Annotated in this window: 19 protein-coding genes and 2 pseudogenes; 10 read left to right on the top strand and 11 right to left on the bottom strand. The window is 73.2% G+C overall.

Annotation, left to right across the window (positions count from 1 at the left end; all coding sequences use genetic code 11):
* Positions 1-4: 4 nt before the first annotated feature.
* The 5 genes from JNO44_RS03295 to JNO44_RS03275 form a co-directional block, all read right to left on the bottom strand.
* Positions 5-850, bottom strand: coding sequence for an SDR family NAD(P)-dependent oxidoreductase (locus JNO44_RS03295; RefSeq protein ID WP_205361215.1), 846 nt, complete (start codon positions 848-850; stop codon positions 5-7).
* Positions 847-1953 (bottom strand): 3-oxoacyl-ACP synthase III family protein, encoded by a 1107-nt coding sequence (locus JNO44_RS03290; RefSeq protein WP_205361213.1) that lies wholly within the window; start codon positions 1951-1953, stop codon positions 847-849. The genes JNO44_RS03295 and JNO44_RS03290 overlap by 4 nt, the downstream gene beginning before the upstream one ends.
* Positions 1954-1967: 14 nt before the next feature.
* Positions 1968-3806: an acyl-CoA dehydrogenase family protein gene (locus JNO44_RS03285; protein ID WP_205361211.1), complete on the bottom strand. Its 1839-nt coding sequence runs from the start codon at positions 3804-3806 to the stop codon at positions 1968-1970.
* The gene (locus tag JNO44_RS03280) at positions 3778-4713 is read right to left on the bottom strand and encodes an acyltransferase domain-containing protein (RefSeq protein ID WP_240167391.1); all 936 of its coding nucleotides are present in this window, start codon (positions 4711-4713) and stop codon (positions 3778-3780) included. The genes JNO44_RS03285 and JNO44_RS03280 overlap by 29 nt, the downstream gene beginning before the upstream one ends.
* A gap of 267 nt (positions 4714-4980) precedes the next feature.
* Positions 4981-6345: an NsdA family TPR-like regulatory protein gene (locus JNO44_RS03275; RefSeq protein WP_205361207.1), complete on the bottom strand. Its 1365-nt coding sequence runs from the start codon at positions 6343-6345 to the stop codon at positions 4981-4983.
* A 427-nt stretch (positions 6346-6772) separates the two neighbouring features.
* Here JNO44_RS03275 and JNO44_RS03270 point away from each other — a divergent pair, with 427 nt between their 5' ends.
* Complete coding sequence (locus tag JNO44_RS03270; protein WP_205361205.1) at positions 6773-8122, top strand: NsdA family TPR-like regulatory protein; 1350 nt, start codon at positions 6773-6775, stop codon at positions 8120-8122.
* Positions 8123-8410: 288 nt separating this feature from the next.
* Here the strand turns inward: JNO44_RS03270 and JNO44_RS03265 are convergent, their stop codons facing one another.
* The 3 genes from JNO44_RS03265 to JNO44_RS03255 form a co-directional block, all read right to left on the bottom strand.
* Positions 8411-8737, bottom strand: coding sequence for an ATP-grasp domain-containing protein (locus JNO44_RS03265; RefSeq protein ID WP_205361203.1), 327 nt, complete (start codon positions 8735-8737; stop codon positions 8411-8413).
* A 58-nt stretch (positions 8738-8795) separates the two neighbouring features.
* Entirely contained in the window at positions 8796-9533 is a 738-nt protein-coding gene (locus JNO44_RS03260; RefSeq protein WP_205361201.1) for a maltokinase N-terminal cap-like domain-containing protein, read from the bottom strand.
* Positions 9534-9596: 63 nt separating this feature from the next.
* Positions 9597-10505, bottom strand: a complete 909-nt coding sequence (locus JNO44_RS03255) for a LysR family transcriptional regulator (RefSeq protein ID WP_205361199.1) — start codon at positions 10503-10505, stop codon at positions 9597-9599.
* Positions 10506-10655: 150 nt separating this feature from the next.
* On the opposite strand from JNO44_RS03255, the gene JNO44_RS03250 reads away from it, so the two are divergent.
* Together JNO44_RS03250 and JNO44_RS03245 are read left to right on the top strand one after the other, a co-directional pair.
* Positions 10656-11006, top strand: coding sequence for a DoxX family protein (locus JNO44_RS03250; protein WP_205361197.1), 351 nt, complete (start codon positions 10656-10658; stop codon positions 11004-11006).
* A gap of 58 nt (positions 11007-11064) precedes the next feature.
* A complete protein-coding gene (locus JNO44_RS03245) occupies positions 11065-11217 on the top strand; it encodes a hypothetical protein (protein ID WP_205361195.1) in 153 nt (50 codons plus the stop codon).
* 310 nt (positions 11218-11527) lie between these two features.
* Here the strand turns inward: JNO44_RS03245 and JNO44_RS03240 are convergent, their stop codons facing one another.
* Complete coding sequence (locus JNO44_RS03240; protein WP_235092120.1) at positions 11528-11974, bottom strand: nuclear transport factor 2 family protein; 447 nt, start codon at positions 11972-11974, stop codon at positions 11528-11530.
* A gap of 313 nt (positions 11975-12287) precedes the next feature.
* Here JNO44_RS03240 and JNO44_RS03235 point away from each other — a divergent pair, with 313 nt between their 5' ends.
* On the top strand, positions 12288-13727 hold the full coding sequence (locus JNO44_RS03235; protein ID WP_240167390.1) for an MFS transporter: 1440 nt from the start codon (positions 12288-12290) through the stop codon (positions 13725-13727).
* 14 nt (positions 13728-13741) lie between these two features.
* Entirely contained in the window at positions 13742-14200 is a 459-nt protein-coding gene (locus tag JNO44_RS03230; RefSeq protein ID WP_205361191.1) for an NUDIX hydrolase, read from the top strand.
* A 133-nt stretch (positions 14201-14333) separates the two neighbouring features.
* Here the strand turns inward: JNO44_RS03230 and JNO44_RS03225 are convergent, their stop codons facing one another.
* The gene (locus JNO44_RS03225) at positions 14334-15149 is read right to left on the bottom strand and encodes an aminotransferase class IV family protein (RefSeq protein ID WP_205361189.1); all 816 of its coding nucleotides are present in this window, start codon (positions 15147-15149) and stop codon (positions 14334-14336) included.
* A gap of 104 nt (positions 15150-15253) precedes the next feature.
* Here JNO44_RS03225 and JNO44_RS03220 point away from each other — a divergent pair, with 104 nt between their 5' ends.
* From JNO44_RS03220 to JNO44_RS03200, 5 genes and pseudogenes are all read left to right on the top strand, one after another.
* Positions 15254-15619 carry a MerR family transcriptional regulator gene (locus JNO44_RS03220; RefSeq protein WP_205361187.1) on the top strand — a complete coding sequence of 122 codons (366 nt, stop codon included), beginning with the start codon at positions 15254-15256 and terminating at the stop codon, positions 15617-15619.
* Between the two features lie 227 nt (positions 15620-15846).
* Positions 15847-16602 carry an SDR family oxidoreductase gene (locus tag JNO44_RS03215; protein WP_205361185.1) on the top strand — a complete coding sequence of 252 codons (756 nt, stop codon included), beginning with the start codon at positions 15847-15849 and terminating at the stop codon, positions 16600-16602.
* Positions 16603-16724: 122 nt separating this feature from the next.
* Positions 16725-17348, top strand: a complete 624-nt coding sequence (locus JNO44_RS03210) for a DUF6461 domain-containing protein (protein WP_205361183.1) — start codon at positions 16725-16727, stop codon at positions 17346-17348.
* A 135-nt stretch (positions 17349-17483) separates the two neighbouring features.
* Positions 17484-18310: pseudogene (locus JNO44_RS03205) on the top strand (nitrate reductase subunit alpha); the annotation flags it as partial.
* Positions 18288-18710: pseudogene (locus tag JNO44_RS03200) on the top strand (respiratory nitrate reductase subunit gamma); the annotation flags it as partial. The pseudogenes JNO44_RS03205 and JNO44_RS03200, both read left to right, overlap by 23 nt.
* Here the strand turns inward: JNO44_RS03200 and JNO44_RS03195 are convergent.
* Positions 18689-19024: a hypothetical protein gene (locus JNO44_RS03195; protein ID WP_205361181.1), complete on the bottom strand. Its 336-nt coding sequence runs from the start codon at positions 19022-19024 to the stop codon at positions 18689-18691. The pseudogene JNO44_RS03200 and the gene JNO44_RS03195 sit on opposite strands and share 22 nt — an antisense overlap.
* Positions 19025-19142: the final 118 nt, after the last annotated feature.

The following is a 19142-nucleotide window of genomic DNA, read 5'->3' as shown; positions in this document are numbered from 1 at the left end:
GGAGTCAGGAGGTGAAGGGGGAGGGCGGTTTGGAGATGCCGGCCAGCCCGCCGTCGGGCACCGAGACCCCGCCGTCGAGCACCAGCGCCTGCCCGGTGAGGTAGGACGCGGCGGGGGAGGCGAGGAACAGCGCGGCGCGGGCGATCTCGTCCGGCTCCGCCCAGCGGCCCAACGGGACGTGCGCCATCAGCCACTCCGACAGCGGCTCCAGGGAGTAGGCGAAGGACGTCATGTCGGTGCGGGTCCAGCCCGGGCACAGGGCGTTGACCCGGATGCCCTCGCGTGCCCAGCCGACCGCCAGGCTGCGGGCCAGCGCGATCTGCGCCGCCTTGGACGCGCCGTACGCCTCCATCCGGGGGGTGCCGGCGACCCCGGCCAGCGAGGACATCAGCACCAGGCTGGCCCGGGACGAGGCGGTCAGGTGCCGGTGGGCCCGCCGGCACAGCGCGGCGGTGGCGTTGAGGTTGACCGCCAGGACGTGGTCCCAGTCGACCTGCGCGGAGTCCTGGAGGGGGACCAGGGTGGGCGTGCCGTCGTCCTGGGCGGGCAGCACGCCCGCGTTGTGGATGACGACGTCGAGTCCGCCCAGTGCGTTCGCCGCGGCGTCCACCACGGCCTCCGCGGTGCCCGGTTCGGCGAGGTCGCCGGGGACCAGCACCGCGGTGCGCCCCTCGTCCTCCACCAGCGCGGCGGTCTCCTTGAGGGCGGCCTGGTTCCGTGCGGACAGCGCCAGATCGGCGCCGGCCCGGGCGAGCGTCACGGCGGTGGCCCTGCCGATGCCCCGGGAGGCGCCGGTGACCAGGGCGCGTGCGCCGTCGAGTCGGAACGGGTCGTGGGGCGTGGCGGTCATGAGGAACTCCTTTGCAGCGTGGATACGTTGGAGGGGGAAGAAGAGGGTGCGCAGGCGCGGGCGGTGCGGAGCGGCGCGATGCGGATGGCGGGCGCGCCGGTCCAGGTCAGCAGGGCGCTGCCCCAGGTCACGCCGGCGCCGAAGACGGCCAGCAGGATCCGGCCGCCGGGCGGCAGCAGCCCGCGGGCGGCGGCGCTGGCCAGGGCGTACGGGGCGCTGGCGGCGCCGATGTTGCCGACCTCGTCACCGACGATGACCAGGCGCTCGGGCGGGATGCCGATCCGGTCGCCGAGGTTGCGCAGCAGCAGCGGGTTGGGCTGGTGGGTGATGAACGCGTCGATGTCCTGGAGCCGCAGGTCGTTGCCGGCCAGGCTCTCGCGGACGAGCCGGGGGAAGATCTCGACGATGAAGTCCCGTACCGCCCGGCCGTCCATGTGGATGTGGTGCCGGTGTTCGCCGAGCGTGGTGGGGCTGGCGGGGAGGCGGCTGCCGCCGCCGGGGATCAGGACGTGGTGCGCGCCGGTGCCGTCGGAGCCGAGGCGGAAGTCACTGAATCCGGCACCGTGCGGTACGGGCCCCAGGACCGCGGCGGCCGCCCCGTCGGCGAAGAGCACCGCGGTGCCCCGGTCGGTGGGATCCAGGAACTTGGAGTACGCCTCGACGCCGACCACCGCCGCGTAGCGCGCGCCGCCGTTGCCGCGCAGCCAGTCGTGCGCCACTCGGGCCGCGAACAGCCAGCCGGCGCAGGCCGCGCTGACGTCGAGTGCCACGGCGTGCCGGGCGCCGGTCAGGGCCTGGATGCGGCAGGCGGTGGAGGGACCCAGCTCGTCGGGGGTGGAGGTGGCGGCGATCAACACGTCGAGCTGGTCGATGTCGATGCCGGCGGCGGCCACCGCGGCGCGCACCGCGGCCGCGGCCAGGTCGGAGGCGGCCTCGTCGGCGTCGGCGACGTGCCGGGTGTGCACTCCGGTGCGCTGGGCGATCCACTCCGGGGTGACGCCGGCCGCGGCGGCGATGTCGTGGTTGCTGCGGGTGCCGCGCGGGAGGTAGGTGCCCATGCCGAGGATGCCGATGGGCGGCGCGGGGGAGGAGTGCGGACTCATGACGGCCTTTCCGGTCACCGGTCGAGGAAGTCGTACAGGGCGGCGGCGTAGTCGTCGGCGCCCAAGGGGGCCGGGGCCGCGCCGGGCGGTGCGCCCATCGCCTCCCACAGCAGCGGGAGATGGGGCAGCAGGCGGTCGCACAGGCCGTCGATCACCGTGGGGAGCGCCCGGACGGTGCCGGGGGCGAGGGTGCCCGCGGCGAGCAGGCCGCCGGCCAGGCGGCGCGCCTCGACGGCCCCGTAGAGCGCTGCCAACGGGCTTAGCACCGCGCGGAGTTCGGGGTCGTGGACGGCTTCGACGGCGGCGGCCAGGGCGTCCGCGATCAGCCGGGAGCCGTATGCCTCGCCGAGTCGGTGCGCGGCGTCCAGCAGCGGGTTCCACAGTTCCAGTCCGGTCCGTCCGGCCCGGACGCCGTGTTGGAGGGCGCGGTGGAGCTCGTCCCGCAGCAGGCTCTCCTGGGCCCGGGCGACCGCCGGCCACCAGCCGGGATGGTCGGCGGGGACGTCGGCCCGCGGGAAGCTGCCGCCCGCCCCGGCACCGCGCTCCTGGACGAGGGACCGGCCGGCGTCCAGCAGGATCAGGTGGCTGTCGCCGCCCGCGGTGTCGAAGGCGTGCGCGAAGCCGTGGTAGCCGTCGAGCAGGTTGGGGCGCAGGAAGCCGGCGAGCCCGCAGCGGTGCTGGCACTCGGCGGCCACCCGTGCGGCGCCGCGCACCGTGACCGCCTTGAGCACCGCCAGCGGCCGATCGACGGCGGTCCACGGGGAGAAGGTCATCCCGTTCGCGCGGTGCACCGCCGCGTGGCGGACGGTGCGCGACCGGGCCCAGATCTCCCGCGCGGTCCGCCCGGCGCAGGTCAGGGCGAACGACTCGGCGAGCGCCCCGAGCAGCGCGTGCTGCTGGTTGCGGAGTTCCAGCACGCTCGCGCCGGGGGCCAGTCGGCCGTGGGCCCTGCGGTGCGCGGAGAACCGCAGCGCCGATACGGAACACTGGCGGGCCATGGTCGCGACCGCAGAGGGCAGGGTGGCCCACAGGATCCGGCCCACCGAAAGGGTCCGCTGGAGCCGCGCGTCCGGGCCGCCGAGCGGGTCGTGGAAGGCGCCGTCCGCGTCGATGTGCGCCCGGTCGCGCAGCCACTGGGCGTATGGGACCCGGACACCGTCGAAGCGCACCAGCGCGTAGTCCAGCGGCAGGGACGGCGCTTCGAGGCTGCGGGAGAGGGCCACGCCCGGCCGCGGGCCGTCGGCGTCGGTGAGGTCCACGACGAACGAGAACACCCCACGGTCGATGCCGTCGACCACGGTGCGGGCGCACACCACGGCGGTCTGCGGCACCCCAAAACCCCCGACGCCGGAGAACTTGGCCGCGCCGGCCACCGGCGTGTCGAGCACGAACTCCCGTGAGTCGGGGTCGAGTCGGGCGGTGGTCCGGGTGCCCAGATGGCTGCTGGCGTCCCCGATCTCGGTCACCAGGAAGACGCCTTTGGCGCGGCCGGTGGTCAGGTTCCGCCAGGGGCGGCCGAGCGCCGCCGGGTCGTCGGTGAGCGTGACGACGGAACCCAGGCAGAGCACGTAGTGGTTGACGACGGCCATGTACAGCGGCGGGTCCACGAGCGCCGCGCATTCGCTGAGCACCGCGAGTTGTTCGGGGTTGCGGAACAGCTCGCCGACCGGCGGCAGGTTGTCCGCGAGCAGCCGCAGTCGCCGGTGCACCTGGTGGGTGCGGTCCTCGGGAGCGTCGGCGGACTGCTCGCGGTCGGCCGCCAGGGCGGTCAGCAGACGGCTGCGCAGGGTGTAGGGGCGGGAACCGTGGACGATCTCGGCCAGTTCACCGAGCGGTTGCGTGCGTGTGGTCATCGTCGGTGCTCCAGAGGGCGGCGAGGGCGGTGTCCGGCCGGCGGTCGGCCGGGGCGCCGGGCCGCGGCCAGGGGAAGGCGGGATCGGCGAGCGGCGCGTGGGCGTAGGCGGCGTCGGGCGGCAGGGCCTGTTGGATGCTGCGGGTCAGTGCCTGGCCGGTGCCCGCCTCGAAGAACAGGGCGTGGCCGGCGGTGCTGATCCGGCGGAGCACCGGTGGCAGGCGGAAGGGACGGACCAGACAGTCGGCCAGGCCGCGGCGGAGATCGTCCTGGGGGCCGTAGGGGCCGCCGTGCACGGCGGAGTGCACGGGAATCCGGGCCGGGCGTGGGGCGAGGCGGCCGATCGCGGCGGCGAAGGCGTCCGCGGGACCGGTGAGGGACGGGTGGTGGGAGGAGAACGGCAGTCGGAGGCGGGCGGCCGGGACGCCCTGCCCGGCGGCCGTCTCCTCCAGCGCCCGCAGGTCCGGCAGCGGGCCGCTGACGATGGTCTCCTCGGGGCTGTTGACGCAGGCCAGGGCGAGGGCGGGGGAACCGGTCCGGCGCAGCAGGGCTTCCGTGCCGGCCTCTCCGGCGCCGACCAGCGTCATCCCGCCGGCGCAGCGGGCCAGTTGACGGGCCAGCAGACAGGCGATCCGGGCGCCCTCGGGAACCTCGAACACACCGGCCGCGGTGAGGGCGGCGATTTCCCCGAAACTCACTCCGAGCACCTGGTCGGGCACCAGGCCGGTGGCGCACAGCGCGCGGTGCACCGCCACCGAGGAGCAGAACAGCGCGAGTTGGGGGGTGCCGACACTTCCGGCGGCGAGTTCACGGCCGGTGGGCGGCGCATCGCTCAGCAATGCGTTGGCCAGTGGCCCGATATCGAATTCCTCGCCGACTTCCTCGGCTTCTTCGAATACCTCGCGCACCGCTTTTCGTACGGTTGTGTGAGTGCGTAGTGCTCGAACCAGCGGACTTACCGCGAAGTCGCCCTGCCCGGGAAAGACATGGACGACCCGGGGCAGTGTCGAGTGTTTTTTTCCATGGGTGGTCGCGGTGACGTCACGCATTTCCACATCCCGTTTCCGTTCGTTTCCGGTCGGTGTTATGTCATTCAACAACCCTCTCCGGACCCGTGGTCCACGTTTCGGGTCCGGGTCTGTTGAAAGGGGTGAACGCGCAGGCGGCGCGGCGTCTCAGGAGTGCTGAGAGGGTGACGTCACGGCGAACGCACGGTGCAACACCGCGGTCGCCACCGGGAGATTCCGGAAGGGCGTGAGCAGCTGACGCAGCCGGCCCGCGGCGAGATCCGCGGCCCCGGACCGCAGATGGACATAGTGGTCCAGGAACGAATTCCAGGACGCACAGGCCTCTTCCACATGACCGAGACCCATGAGTATTTCCGCGTGCTGGGCAAAACTCAGCGCCATGCCCCGGTGGTCCTGGTCGGACCGGCGGGCCAGCGAGTTGGCCAGGGCGGCGCGCGCGGCCGGCAGGTCGCCCGTGTACCGGAGGACCTCGGCGGTCTGGAATTCCAACGAGCCAGATGAATATGCCGTGAAGGGTTCCGCCGCGCCGGCACCCTCGCCCCGGGCCAGCGCGTTCTCGGCCCGGCCGAGCGACTCCCGCGCGGCCCGGTGCCGCCCGCAGGCCGCCTGCGCCACGGCGAGTTGGGACAGCAGGAACGCCCGGGCCGGACCGTCCGACGCCCGGGTGGCGGCCGCCGCCTCGGCCGTGGACAGGGCGATCCGCCGGTGCCCCAACGCGAGCCCCTGGGCGCTCAGCCCGCGCAGGACGACGGCGCGCGCCGTGGCGTCCCCGGACTCGTCGGCGAGCCGCAGAGCGGTGGAGAAGTGGCGCTGGGCGAGCCCGTGCACGGACGCGTCCTGATACATCCGGGCGAGCAGGAACGACAGCCGGGACGCCTCCACCAGCAGCCCGCGGCGCTGATCGTGGCCCTCCCGCTCGCGCAGCAGCGGAGCGATGTCGTCCGCGAGGTACGCGGCCAGCGCCGAGCGCGCCCGCCGCCCGCCGTGCGCGTCGAAGGAGGCGGAGTAGAAGCGCACCGCGAGCCGGACCACCCCGAGGTCGTCCCCGGCGTCCTGCTCCCCGCGCGGCACCGGGGGCTTCGGCGCCCGGCCCGCCGACCCGGCCGCGACCTTCGCCAACTCCGCTTCCCGGTACGGCAGCATCCGGGCCGAGGCCCGGCGGGCGGGGTCGTTCTCCATGCTGCACAGCTCGGTGAGGGCGGTGCTGATCGGGATGCTGGAAAGGGGGAGCCGCCCGCCCGCCGGTGCGGACGGCTCCCCGACGAGCCCCGCCGCGGCGGGGGAGACCGAGCGGCCCAGCCGACGGGTCAGTGCCTCGGCGATCAACTCCGGCACCGGTGGCGCCGGGCGGGTCCCGCTGAGCCAGTGCGCGACGGCCGTGCGGTCGTAATTCAGGTCGAGGTCTATTTCCGCGGCGAGGGCATTGACCGTGCGCGCCAGCGCCGCCTGCGTCCAGCGGGCCTCTGCCAGCAGGGCCCGCAAGTTCTGATTGCGGCGGCGTGACGGCGACACCTACGACTCCCGGCGCGGTGGTTCGGGTTCCGGACCGGTAGCCCCACCCGCATCATTCCGCGTCAATTCCACGGTTGCGCCGGGGTCGCGCGGACGAGGGCAACCGGAGAAACGGAAGGGACGAAAGAAGTTCATGGGGAGTGATGTCCGTACCTGGTCGTGCCGTTGTGCCTGATTGGATTCCTACCCACGGCGGGCGGGGCCCTCGGGGGTGTCCGCGTAATTCTTTCGGGGCAGTCTTCCCGTGGCCGGAAAGGCGCCTCGCGGACCATCGAGCCGTAGCCAACAACCGTCCACCAACGGAACCATGAATCGAGCCGGGGCGGAACGCCTGATCGCGGTGGGAAGCGTGAACGTGTTGAAAGGCCCGCGATCCCGGCCTACTCCCGAGCCGGAAAGCCCGACCAGTGAGCGAGGCACACAGATCATGACGCCCCCGCGCCGCCCCAACCGTATGCTCGCGGCACTGTTGGCCGAGGCCGACTGGACCGCCAGGGACCTCGCCCGCGCCGTCAACGCCCTCGGCAGCGCCCAAGGTCTCCGGCTGCGCTACGACCGCACGTCGGTGGCCCGTTGGCTGGGCGGGGCACGCCCCCGCCCCCCGGTCGGACACCTGATCGGCCAGGCGCTGAGCCGCCGCCTCGGCCGCCGACTGACGCCCCGGGACGCCGGATTCCCCGACCCCGACCTCACCGGTGGCGCGCTCAGTTCCGCGCTGCACGGCGGCGACCCCGTCCACCGGCTGGCCGCCCTCTGCCGCGCCGAGGCGGACCCCGCCCGCAGGGCCGAGCTGGCCCGCGCCGTCCTCTCCGCCCCGCCACCCGTCGTCGCCGGCTGGGGGCGCCGACCCGTGGCCCTGCCCCCGGCCGACCCGCGCGCGCCTCAGGCATCCGCCGCGGCCCCCGTACGGCTGGAGGTCGTGGCGGCCCGCAGCGTCCTGCTGGGGGAGCGGCACGGCGGCGCCCACGGCCGGTCCGCGCTGGCGGGGTATCTGGCCACGGAAGTGGTGCCGCTGCTCACCGCCCCGGCGCATCAGGCGGTCCGGCACGCCCTCCTCAGCGGCGCCGCCCACCTGACCCTCCTCCTGGCCGGCCGCACCTCGGAGACGGGCCACCCCGCCCTCGCCCAGCACTACTACGACATCGCCCTCGAACTCGCCCGCGCCGCCGGTGACCTGGGCTCCTACGCGATCGTGCTGCGCTGCCTGAGCGTGCAGGCGCATCAGTTCGGCGACCACCACCAGGCCCTCGCGCTCGGCGAGGCCGCCACCGAGATAGCCGGGTCGGCGGTACCCAGCGCCGTCCGTGCCTACCTCTACGCCGGGCGCGCCGTCGTCCGGGCCGGCGCCGGCGAGAGCCGTGCCGCGGCCGCCGACCTGCTCGCCGCGGAGCAGCACCTGGCGCGCGCCACCGGCCCCGAGGGCCCCTTCACCAGCTACCCGGAGACCGCGCTGCGCTACCAGCGCGCCGAGGTCCTCTCATGTCTCGGCGACCACAAGTCCGCCCTGACCGAACTGGAGAACTCCCTCGCCAGTCGGCCGGCCGACCACCACAAGGCCCGCACCCTGCTGCACGCCCAGCTCGCGCACACCCTGATCGCCCTGCACGACGTCGACGCGGCCGTGGACCACTCCTTCCAGGCCCTGCGCCACCACCGGCAGCTCGCCGCGGGGTCCGTGCACGGCACCCTGCCGCGGCTGGCCCACCGCCTCGCGCCCTACCAGCGCAACCCCCACGTCAAGGCATTCCGGGAACGTCTGCGCACGACGGCCCGATGAGGCCCGCACCGGCGTCCTCGCTCCCCGGGCCGCGCCGTCGCACGTCCGCCGAGCGGCGTTCCTCCCCTTCGGCCTCCGCAGGCACCGCGGATAAGCGGCCCAGCAACACCATCGCCATGTCCACAGGATCGGTCACAAGGCAATAAGGGGCAAGAGAGCCCGTATTTCGAATCCGGCGCGCCCACCCGGTCGCACTGTTCACCCGGAAGCACGCAACCCACCCGCCCCACCGGACCACGCCCCGGTCGCCGCCCCGGCCGTCCGGAACTCCGCCCCGGCGCAGGTAAATTAGACATTGCGGGCGTCCTCAGACAGCAGCCACGCCTGACCGAGGTCGGCGTAGAAGTCGGCGACCTCGAAAAGCCGTTGAACGCCCGTGATGTGGAAGACGTGCTCGCCGCCGACGCCCGTCGTGGGCCGGGCCCAGACATCACGCCCCAGTGCGGCGAAGGCATCGAGCACGTCCGCACGGCTCGGAGCGTCCAGGGCGAGGGTCGGGGCGTGCGGGATGCCCGCCACCGCGAACCGTCGGACGGCGCGCCGCTTGTCGGTGGCGGCCCGCCAGGCAGCGATGTCCGCCCCGCCGACGGTGGCGGTGTCGGTCGTGCGCAGCACGCTTGTTCCGCCCCGGTCGTCCGCGGTCGCGGTCGGCAGCGGCGCCGCGGGACGCGCGTCAGCGCTCCGCGGCGCCGAGGGTGGCGAACAGGCCGCGGGCCTCCGTGCCGTCGGCCGACTGCCAGACACCGGTGAGGGAACCCAGGCACTGCGGGACGGTGTCCGCACGGCCGGTGGCGCCCTCCTGGGCCAGCGGTTCCAGCACGCGCCCGATGTGCAGGGCGAGGGTGGCGGGAGCGTGCCCCGGCCGCCCGTCGGCCGCCGCCTCCGTGATGGTGTCCAGGGTGAGGTCGGTGCCGTCCGGCCCGCTGACGACGGTCGCCGCGCCCACCATCCGCAACGAACCGATCGCGGCTGCCTCGGCGCCCTCACCGAGGTGGTGGTGGACCGACTCGTCCCGGGCATCGGAGGCGTCCTGTGCCTGCGGTTCGGCGCGCCCCTGGAAGAGGGCGAGCAACTCGGTGGCGAGCACGGGGTCGTGGGCCCCGTCGTAGATCCAGCGACGGCCCAGTATGCCGTGCTCCAGGGTGCCGACGAGGCCCTGCTCGGCACCGTCGAGCGGTGCCCCGCGGTAGGTGAGCGGGACGAAGTACGAGACCGGCGCGTCACCGGACCGGTCGGTGACCACCAGGCACTCGATTCCCACCTCGCCCTGCGGATCGTCCAGCCGGAAGCCGCCCACTCGGGCCAGCTGCGGCTCCCGGCCGGTGCCGCGGTACCAGGGCCGGCTCGGGAGCCAGGTGGTGAGCAGCTCCAATTTGGTGGGTCTGAGGGTGGTGTTGTGTATGACAGCCATGCCCCCTTTTACCATCCTCCGTCAGCGGCCGTGCCGGGGGCCGATGCGGCGAGGCGGTGCTGGTCAGGCGGTCCCGCGGGCCTGTCCCAGGCTGTCGCGACAGCACCGCACGAAGTCCTGCACGACCGCGTTGGTGTCGTCCGCCGGCGCCCAGGCGACGGCCACCCGACTGGGACTGACACCGGTGACCGGGCGGTAGGTGACGCCGGGACGGGCGTAGAAACGGGACGCGGACTCCGGAGCGAGCGCGATGCCGTAGCCGTTGGCGATCGCGCTGAGCCAGTCGTCCGGCTGGTCGGTGACCGCGCCGACGCGGACCGGGCGGCCCTCGCGTTCGTCGGCGGCCAGCCAGTGGTTCCGCCAGTCGCCCGTCTCCGCCGGAGCGGCCACGAACGGCTCGTCCCAGAGTTCCCGGAACGGGATGACCTCGCGGGAGGCCAGGGGGTGCGCGTCGGCGAGCGCCACCCAGCGCGGCTCGGTGAGCAGCGGCACGAGGTGCACCGCGTCCTGGCCGGGGAACGGCAGCCGCACCAGGGCGACATCGACCTCCGCGTCGGCCAGCCCGGCGGACGGGTTGGACCAAGCGGCCTGCCGCATCTCCGCGCGCCAGCCCGGCCGGCGTCGCGCGAAGTCCGCGACGATGCGCGGCGTCGCCTCGTTGGCGCCACTGGCCACGAAACCGACCCGCAGCACGCGCTGCGCCCGGCTCGCCGCGGCCTTGGCCTCCCGCAGCGTCCGCTCCCAGTCGGCCAGCAGCGCGGGCACCCGCTCGGCCAGGGCGCGCCCCGCCGCCGTCAAGGCCATACCGGTCCGGGACCGGGTGAACAGGAGCACCCCGAGCTGCGTCTCCAACTGCTTGATCTGCTTGGTCAGCGCCGGCTGGGACACGAACAGGCGCTGTGCGGCATGGGTCAGGCTGCCGTCCTCCGCCACGGCGACGAAGTAACGCAACAGCCGGGTGTCGACATCCATGCCGTCAGGTTATAGCCGCAGGTATTGGACGTCGGGCGACGGCACGACGAGCCTGGTCACCGGGCCCGGCGGCGCCGCGTGGCCGTGACCGGCCGGCGGACCTGCCGCCTCGGGGGCTCGGAACGGTATCGGAAAGGGAGGCGTCGGCTCATGGACATGGCCTACGTGATCATCACCGTCATCACGATCGCGGCGAACGCGGGGATCGCGGTCGCGGACCTGGCGAGGGCCGAGTTCGTGCTCGCCAACTCCGCCGCGGTCGGGGTGCCGCGGTCCTGGCTCCCGTGGCTCGGCGCACTCAAGGGCGCCGGAGCGGTGGGCCTCCTGCTGGGGCTCCTGGGAGTGGGGCCGCTCGGCACGGCCGCCGCCGGGGGACTGGTCCTCTTCTTCGTCGGCGCGGTCGTCGCACACGTCCGGACACGGGCCTACGCGACCTTGGCCGGGCCCGCCGGGTACCTGGGACTGGCCGTCGCCACCCTCGTCCTGGCGGTCCTGCGTTAGGGCCTGTCCGATGGGGCATGGCCGGGGCCGCGGCTCCTGGCACGTCAGGAGGAGATCGGTGTCGGGCCTTATCAGTAAGGCGAGTTGGGCGGAGGCGGGCTGCTACTTCTCCAGGAGCGTCAGCAGCAGGGTGACCACGACGACGCCGATGCCGAGGGGGTACGAGGACGGGCTCGACGCGGTACTGGGGCGATCGGTGGTGAAGTGGTGAGAGGCGCCCGCCGCGAACCGGATGTCAACCGGGCCGTTCGGAGGCTGGTCGTGGTCGCCTCCGCGATGGTCCCCGTCCTGCTGCCCAGGAGGCGGGGCCCGTGGCGTGTCCGGGGGATCACGGGGGCACCGGCGCCGTATGCGCCGGCCGCAGTCGCCGGCTCCGGCATGCGTGTGCCACCACAGGGGTTGCTCGTCTAGAGCGGCGGTGCGACGGGTGGCGCGGCCAACATTGGGGGATTGGCCGCGCCGCCCGCGCCCGTCGCAGGCAGGCATCCACCCGGTCCCTCCATGAGCGGGTGCCGCCGCCGCTACCGGTCGGCCGGGGTCGGAACCAGTCCGTCGGCCACCAGCCCGGCGAGCACCGCCTCGCCCAGTGCCTGGACGGCCGACTGCGGCCGGACCATCACCGTGATCTCCTTGATCCGGCCGTCCTGGGTCGCGTCCTCGTCGTGGTGCAGCAGGTCGATGCCGTGGATCTGCTTGCCGTTGACGGTGGCACGGAAGAGCAGCACGGAGGAGGGCGCCGTCGTGCCGTCCACGCTGGTCTGGGAACTGCCGGCGAAGTCGCCGACGTAGCGGAAGTCCTCGAAGGTGCGCAGCAGCACGGCGAACAGGCCCATTACCGCCGGCTTGCCTTCGAAGGGCCGGAACTTCACCGGGCTGTAGAGGCGGATGCCGTCGGTGAACAGCGCCTCCAGGGCTGCGAGATCGCGGTTCTCGACGGCGGTGCGGAAGCGTGCGGCGACTGTGGTCACGGTTGGTCCCCATTCCTGCTCGTCCTTCCGGCGCGTCGCGTGCGCGGCCGGCCCGCGCCCTGCACCGGATCCCTGACTACTCATAAAATTGAGTAGTCAGAAGCATGAGTACCATGTGGGCGCACCCCTGGGTAGAGGGGGGCACCGCGAGGGAGGGGCGGGCCGGCGTGCCTCGTCGCGGAATCCATCAAGTGGCCGCGTCACCCCCGCCGTTGAGGTGTGATGTGGATCGCGTCCGTTATGCCGGATTACCGGGTCTCCCCGCCCCGCCATGATGCCTGGGAACCAAGCAACCCAGGAACGGAGTCGGCACGTGTACGACAGTCAGAGAGTCGGTTCGTGGCGGGAACTCGGCAGCCATTTCGGTACCGCGGCGGTGCTGGCCGGGGGCGTGCTGATCGGCGCCGTCAACATCTATCTCGCCGCGAGCCTGTTGCCGACGGCGGTCGCAGACATCGGCGGTGAACGCCTCTACGCATGGAACGCGACCGTCTTCCTGACCGCCCAGGTCGTCGCGACCATGCTCGTGAGCCGAACCCTCTCCCGCTACGGCAATATCGGCTCCTACCTGATCGGATTCGGCGTCTTCGCCGTCGGGTCGGCGGTGTGCGCGGCCAGTCCGGCGATGCCCGTGCTGCTGGTCGGCCGCGGTGCGCAAGGACTGGGGGCGGGCCTGTTGACCGGTCTGGGGTTCGCCTTGATCTACTCGGCGCTGCCGCGTCATCTGTGGGTGCGGGGCAGCGCGCTGATCTCCGCCATGTTCGGCCTGGGCAACTTCGTCGGTCCGGCTCTGGGCGGGCTCTTCGCCCAGTTCGGCTCCTGGCGACCGGCGTTCGTCGTGCTGGCCGTCGCCTCGGGGGCGATGGCGGTGTTCGTCCCTCGTGTGCTGCCGCGGAGCGGCCGGGACGGGGTGGACCCGGCTGAAGTGCCGCTGAGTGCCTTGGTGTTGGTCGTGGGGGCCGCGGGCGCCGTGAGCGTCGCCGGAATCCTCGCGAACAAGGTCCTGATGGTGGCGTTCATCGCGTTGGCACTGATGCTGGTGATGGCGTTCGTGGTGACGGAGCGGCGGAGTCGGGTCCGAGTCCTGCCGCGTCAGACCTACCGGGCCGGATCCGCGTTGCGGTGGGTCTACCTGACCGTCGTGTTCCTCGCGGCCGGCGTCGCGGTGGAGACCTTCCTGCCGCTGTTCGGCCAGCGCATGGGCGGACTGCCGCCGGTCGCTGCCGGGTTCTTCGGGGCGGCGTTGTCACTGGGCTGGTCGGCGAGCCAGGTCGTCAGCTCCTCGGCGCGCCGGCAACGGACGGTCCGGCGGCTGCGGGTGGCGGGGCCCGCTCTCCTCGCGGCCGGCCTCGCCGCGCTCGCTCTCCTCCAACAGCGCGACGCGCCACTGCTCCTGGTCCTCGCATGGCTGCCCGTGCTTCTCCTCGCCGGCACGGGGATCGGCCTGGCCATGCCCCACCTGTCCGTTGCCGCGATGAGCAGCACACCGGACAAGGCGGAGGGGGAGAAGGCCGCCGCGGCCATCGCGACCGTGCTGACGATGGCGACGGCGTTCGGCGCGGCGGTCGCCGGCCTCCTGGTCAACCTGGGCGGCCCGACGATGCTCACCTCCGCGCGCTGCCTGCTGCTCGGTTTCGCCGCCCTCTCCGCCCTCGGAGTGGTCACCGCGCTGCGCGCCGACCACCTTGCCCGACTGACGGAGCGGCGGCGTGAGTCGGGAGCCGAGGCGGGGGACCACGAGCGGCGCAGGTGACGGACAATGCCGGGATGACCCGACCCAGAATCCGTGTCGCCGCCTACGTGATCAGACATCGCGCCGGTCCCGAACTCCTGGTGTTCGACCACATCGGGAAGCCGGAGGCCGGCACCCAGGTCCCGGCGGGCGGAGTCGAACCAGGCGAAGGGCGAGAGGCGGCGGTGCTGCGAGAGGTTGCCGAGGAGACCGGTCTGCGATCGGCCACCGTGGTCCGGCAGATCGCCGTGGAGGACAAGCCCCACCCCGACACGGGCGCGCCACGACGAACCAGCTTCCTCCACCTCCGGGCGCCCGCAGACACTCCCGATGCGTGGGAGCACCGCGTCCACGGCGACGGCGACGACGTCGGCCTCGCCTTCGCCTGCCGGTTCCTCCCCCTTCCCCTGGAGCAACCGCTGGCCGACGCCCAGGACGCCTGGCTGGGCCGCATCGACCCGCGCTGGAGCACCGTCACCGGCGACGGCCGGTAGTCCGGTCGCCGAACACGGTCGCCGAACCTGGATGTCGAGTCCGCACGGCGAATGGAGCGGCCCGGCGGAGGGGGTTCGGGCCCGGGTGTCCGGGACGTACGCCGAGGTCGCGGTGGCCTCGGCGTACCGTCCGTCACGGCGAGGTCAGCGGTTCGCCCCGGTAGGCCCGGTGCAGCAGTTCGACGAAGGACGGCGCCGCGGGCAGCGGCACCGAGCCGATCCGGCGCACCGCCACTCCCGGCGTCCACGAGTTCATCACCACGGCCCCGGCCAACCCCGGCAGCTCATCGAGGGTGATCTCCCGGTCGCGCTGCGGGACCCCGAGGCGGTCCAGTTGGCGGCGGACGATGCCCATCGTCGTTCCGCCCAACACCGCGGCCTCGGGCCACACCACGGCTTCACCGTCCCAGAAGGCCAGGTTCCAGATCGTCCCCTCGCTGAGCCGTCCCCGCCGGTCCACGAAGACGGCGTCGTCGAAGCCCTCCGCGACGGCCCGGCGCAGGAAGTAGGTCTTGGCGACCTCGCCGACGTGCTTCACGGCCGGGAGGACCCGTTCGTGGGCGACGGGCGCCAGCGCGAGCGGACCCTCCGGTGCGGACGCCGGCGGTCGCGTCCGGACCAGCAGCTCGGGCGCCTCCTCGCCGCCGCCCCGGGTGAACTCGCCCGCCGGTGAGAAGACCGTGGCCGTTAGCGAGAGGTCGGCCGGCCCGGACTCCAGCGCGGAACGCAGCCAGGACCGCACCCGGTCGTCCGGCAACGCCCGGCCGAACAGCTCCATCGAGGCGGTGCGCAGTCGCTCCAGATGGAGATCCAGGCCCCGCACCCGGCCCCCGCGCACCTGCAGGGCGGTGAAGTGGGCATAGCCGGCGAACGCCAGCGGCGCCAGCTCCGCCGCGGTCGCCGTCCGGCCGTTGAGCTGAACGACGAAGCCCGTCACATCAGTTGACATCGCTAACCGCTCCCAGGTTCCGTTCCGACGTCGTGGTCACACCGACACCGTAGGATCTGACATCGATGTGAGATGCAAGTGCCGGTGACGGGGATCACGTGACGATGAAGATCGGGGATCTGGCGCGGGCCACCGGCGTCAGCCCACGCCTGCTGCGCTATTACGAGGAACAGGGGCTGCTCACCGCACACCGCGCGGGCAGCGGCGGCCACCGCCGGTACGCCGAGGACGCCCCGGCCGTGGTGGGGCACATCAGGTCCCTGCTCGCCGCCGGACTGACGACCCGCGTCATCCGCGAGCTGCTGCCCTGTGTCGTGGGGCCGGGCCCGGAGTTCGAACACTGCGCGGCCGGCACGCTGCGGGAGCAACTCCGCGGCCTGGAGGACAAGATCACCACCCTGCAGGACGCCCGGTCCGCGCTCAGCGGGATCCTCGCCACCACCGTGCCGTCGGAGGGCCACGAGGGATAGCGGGAACCCGCTCGGCACGGTCGGGTCGGCGCCTTCCCGCCCGGCCACCGGTGCTGGGCCGGGCGGGTGACCCGAGGGCGGCCTGCGGATGCGATCACCGGGGCGCCTGCTTAGCGTCGGGAGGGCCGCGCGTCTCACGTGTGGGGACATGGCCTGGGCGTACGGGCGCAAGAGGTGCGCCGGCACGCACGCGCGGGACGGACACCATCGTGATGAGGAGACGCGTCATGCCCGCTCGTACGCTCAAGGACAAGGTCGTCGTGGTCGGCGGGGCCTCCAGGAACCTCGGGGGCCTGATCAGCCGGCAGCTCGGTGAGCACGGCGCGAAGGTCGTGGTGCACTACAACAGCGACTCCTCCCGCTCCGACGCGGAGGAGACGGCCGCCGCGGTCAAGCGGGCGGGCGGGGACGCGGTGACGCACCAGGCGGACCTGACGCGGGTGGCCGGCGTCGAGGGGCTCTTCGACGCCGCGATCGACGCGTTCGGGCGGGTGGACGCCAGCGTGAACACCGCGGGCATGGTGATCAAGAAGCCGGTGACCGAGACCTCGGAGGCCGAGTACGACCGGATGTTCGCGGTGAACTCCAAGGCCGCGTACTTCATGATGCGCGAGGCCGCCAAGCGCATCGACCGCGACGGCTCGATCGTCACCGTGGTCACCTCGCTGCTGGCCGCCTACACCGGCCTGTACTCCGTCTACGCCGGCAGCAAGTCCCCGGTCGAGCACTTCACCCGCGCCCTGTCGAAGGAGCTCTTCGGCCGCAACATCAGCGTCAACAACATCGCCCCCGGGCCGATGGACACCTCGTTCTTCTACCCGGCGGAGACCGAAGAATCCGTCGCGTACCACAAGTCCTCGTCCATGAACGGCGAGTTGACCAGGATCGAGGACATCGCGCCCCATGTGATCTTCCTGCTCACCGAGGGCTGGTGGCTCAACGGGCAGACCCTCTTCGTCAACGGCGGGTACACCACCCGCTGACCTCGCCCCGCAGGCGGCCGAACCGGTGCCGCGGCGCCCGCCGGCCTGGTTGACTCCGTGCGTGACGACACGCGGGGAGGACCCGCGCGTGAGAGACCACGCGAGGAAGGCGAAGGCGCCGCATGCAACCCGATCCCCTGGCCCCGTTCCGCTGGTTGGAGGGCCACCGCGGCCCGCTGGGCGACATCTTCTGTGTGTCCTTCTGCCGCGGGCTCGACCCGGCCGAGCTGCTGCGCCGCTTCGGCGCTCCCGACACCCCGGCCCCGGAGTCGTGCGACCTCGACGAACTCCTCTCCCGGGTCGGGGAGTTCGTGGCCGAGACCCGCGGCGGGGACGGCGGCGGCCACGTCGGTGTCGTACGGGTCGGCGACTGGAGCATGGCGGTCGAGCCGTGGGGCTGGCGGGCGACGCTGAGCGACGTGGCGACCGCGCTGTCCGCCGGGGCGGAGTTCGTGGCCGTCAGCCGGCACGACTACGCCGAGGACGGCTTCGTCCACGCGGTGGACGGCGAGTTGGTCACCGCCTTCGCCCCGTACACGCCCGGCAGGCGGCACGGCAGCGCACCGGACCGGTGGACCGCCGCCATGGCGGAGGTCGGCCTGGATCCGCGACCGGACGGTCAGCGCCACGACCACCGGATCGCGGCCGCCTTCGCGCTGGCGGCAAAGGCCACCGGGGTGGCCTTCACCCCCGAGGTCCTGGCCGGGCCGCTGCTCGTCGGTGACCTGCGGGGGCCCGCCGCCTGACGGCGCCGCCCCCGACCGCGGTCGGGGGCGGCAGCCGCCCCCTCGTCGATCTCGTCCGGCCGTCACCGGTTCGAAGTGCATGCCATTGGCAGGTATTGCAAAGCGCAAAAAAACTACGTATAGCTCTCATCAAGCGTGCCGGGTGACTGGCCCGAGGGCTACGACGACGCCCCCCGGCCCCACACCCCGGCCTGGCGGGAGACGATCACCTCGGTGCCCGCCGCTGCGGTGGTCCGCGCGGCACGCGAGTTCGCGCACACGGCGGAGAAGACCCGCGGCCGCTGCATGATCGTCATGGGGGCCGGCACCAATCACTGATTCCACTCCGACACCATCTACCGGTCCTTCCTCACGCTGCTGCTGCTCACCGGCTGCCAGGGCGTGAACGGCGGTGGCTGGGCCCACTACGTGGGGCAGGGGAAGGTCCGCCCGTACTCCGGTTGGCAACAGGTCCAGTCCGCGGCCGACTGGGTGCGCCCGGCCCGCCAGATGGCCGGCACGCCCTACTGGTACCTGCACACCGACCAGTGGCGCTACGACGGCCAGGACGCCGGTGCGCTGGCCGCACCGACCGCCCGCGGGACGTTCGCCGGACAGCACACCGCCGATCTGGTGGCCCGCTCGATGCGACTGGGCTGGATGCCGTCCGCCCCCGCCTTCACCGCCAACCCGCTGAACCTCGGCCGGCGGGCGCACGGCTCGGGCCACAACCGGGCGAGTGGGCCGCCGCCGAACTCGCCGCGGGGCGCCTGGCGTTCGCCTGCGAGGACCCGGACGACCCGGCCAACTGGCCGCGGGTGCTCACCGTGTGGCGCGCCAACCTGATCGGTTCCTCCGCCAAGGGCAACGAGTTCTTCCTGCGGCACCTGCTGGGGGCGCACGACAACGCCCGTGCGGAACAGGCCCCGGACGGATGCCGGCCGCGGGACCTCGTCTGGCGAGACGATGTACCACACGGTCGCCCTCACCATGGGCCTCGCGGCCGTCTGCGGCCTGGCGATCCTGCTCTGGCGCCGGCTGCGGGTGCCGGCCGTCCGTCTGGCGACCAGCCGCAGCGACCGCCTGGTCCACCCGCTGCTGACGGTGGTCCTGCTGGCCGGACTCGCCGCCACCGCCTCGTCGGTGGCCAACCCCTACGACTACCGTCTCGGCGTCGCCGTCTGGTTCCGCAGTCTGTTCGCCCTCGACCCCGACGTCCCGGCGATGGTGCACGCCTTCACCGTTCCCGTCGGCTATCTGGTCCGGCCGTACATCGTCTACCGCTCGCAGGCCCGGGCCACGCCCTTCCGGCACCCCGCCGGCACCGTGTCCGACGGGAAGCGACCCGCTGCCGGGCAACGTCAGCGCGCACGGCAGCGGTGACGGGCGGGCGGCCCGACCGGATCCGCTCGCGTCATGCGAGCGGATCCTCGACGAGCGCGCCCGTCCGCATCGCAGGTGGACGGGTTCACCCCGAGTGTCGCCGCCAGCGCCGCCAGCTTGAGTGGCTGACAGCTCTCCAACACCATCAGCGCCCGCAGTTGCGCCTGCGTCATGGAGTCGTCGATCGACGCCAGGGCGCGCGTCGATACGGCGATCAACAGACGCGATGCCGCTATCACGGCGACCGTCAACTCCTCGGCCTCCGCATCGAGTCCAGCCGCATCGGCGGATGCGGAAGACGCGTGGGAAGGCACCGGAGAAGGCTCCGGCAACGCCGGTTCGTGTGAGGGCATGGGGACCGTTACACCGTCGGCACTCCCACCGTCACCCCCTCGGACCCCACCGGTACCACCTCGCCACGGCGGGGCACCT

The sequence above is a fragment of the Streptomyces noursei genome, assembly GCF_016917755.1.
Lineage (GTDB): Bacteria > Actinomycetota > Actinomycetes > Streptomycetales > Streptomycetaceae > Streptomyces > Streptomyces yunnanensis.
Note: the sequence above shows the minus strand (reverse complement) of the source record. Positions and strands in the feature narration are given on the sequence as shown.

Coding starts and splice junctions, on each gene's coding strand:
- JNO44_RS03295 (WP_205361215.1), bottom strand. CDS start 850: ATGACCGCCACGCCCCACGACCCGTTCCGACTCGACGGCGCACGCGCC.
- JNO44_RS03290 (WP_205361213.1), bottom strand. CDS start 1,953: ATGAGTCCGCACTCCTCCCCCGCGCCGCCCATCGGCATCCTCGGCATG.
- JNO44_RS03285 (WP_205361211.1), bottom strand. CDS start 3,806: ATGACCACACGCACGCAACCGCTCGGTGAACTGGCCGAGATCGTCCAC.
- JNO44_RS03270 (WP_205361205.1), top strand. CDS start 6,773: ATGACGCCCCCGCGCCGCCCCAACCGTATGCTCGCGGCACTGTTGGCC.
- JNO44_RS03260 (WP_205361201.1), bottom strand. CDS start 9,533: ATGGCTGTCATACACAACACCACCCTCAGACCCACCAAATTGGAGCTG.
- JNO44_RS03255 (WP_205361199.1), bottom strand. CDS start 10,505: ATGGATGTCGACACCCGGCTGTTGCGTTACTTCGTCGCCGTGGCGGAG.
- JNO44_RS03250 (WP_205361197.1), top strand. CDS start 10,656: ATGGACATGGCCTACGTGATCATCACCGTCATCACGATCGCGGCGAAC.
- JNO44_RS03230 (WP_205361191.1), top strand. CDS start 13,742: ATGACCCGACCCAGAATCCGTGTCGCCGCCTACGTGATCAGACATCGC.
- JNO44_RS03225 (WP_205361189.1), bottom strand. CDS start 15,149: ATGTCAACTGATGTGACGGGCTTCGTCGTTCAGCTCAACGGCCGGACG.
- JNO44_RS03220 (WP_205361187.1), top strand. CDS start 15,254: ATGAAGATCGGGGATCTGGCGCGGGCCACCGGCGTCAGCCCACGCCTG.
- JNO44_RS03215 (WP_205361185.1), top strand. CDS start 15,847: ATGCCCGCTCGTACGCTCAAGGACAAGGTCGTCGTGGTCGGCGGGGCC.
- JNO44_RS03210 (WP_205361183.1), top strand. CDS start 16,725: ATGCAACCCGATCCCCTGGCCCCGTTCCGCTGGTTGGAGGGCCACCGC.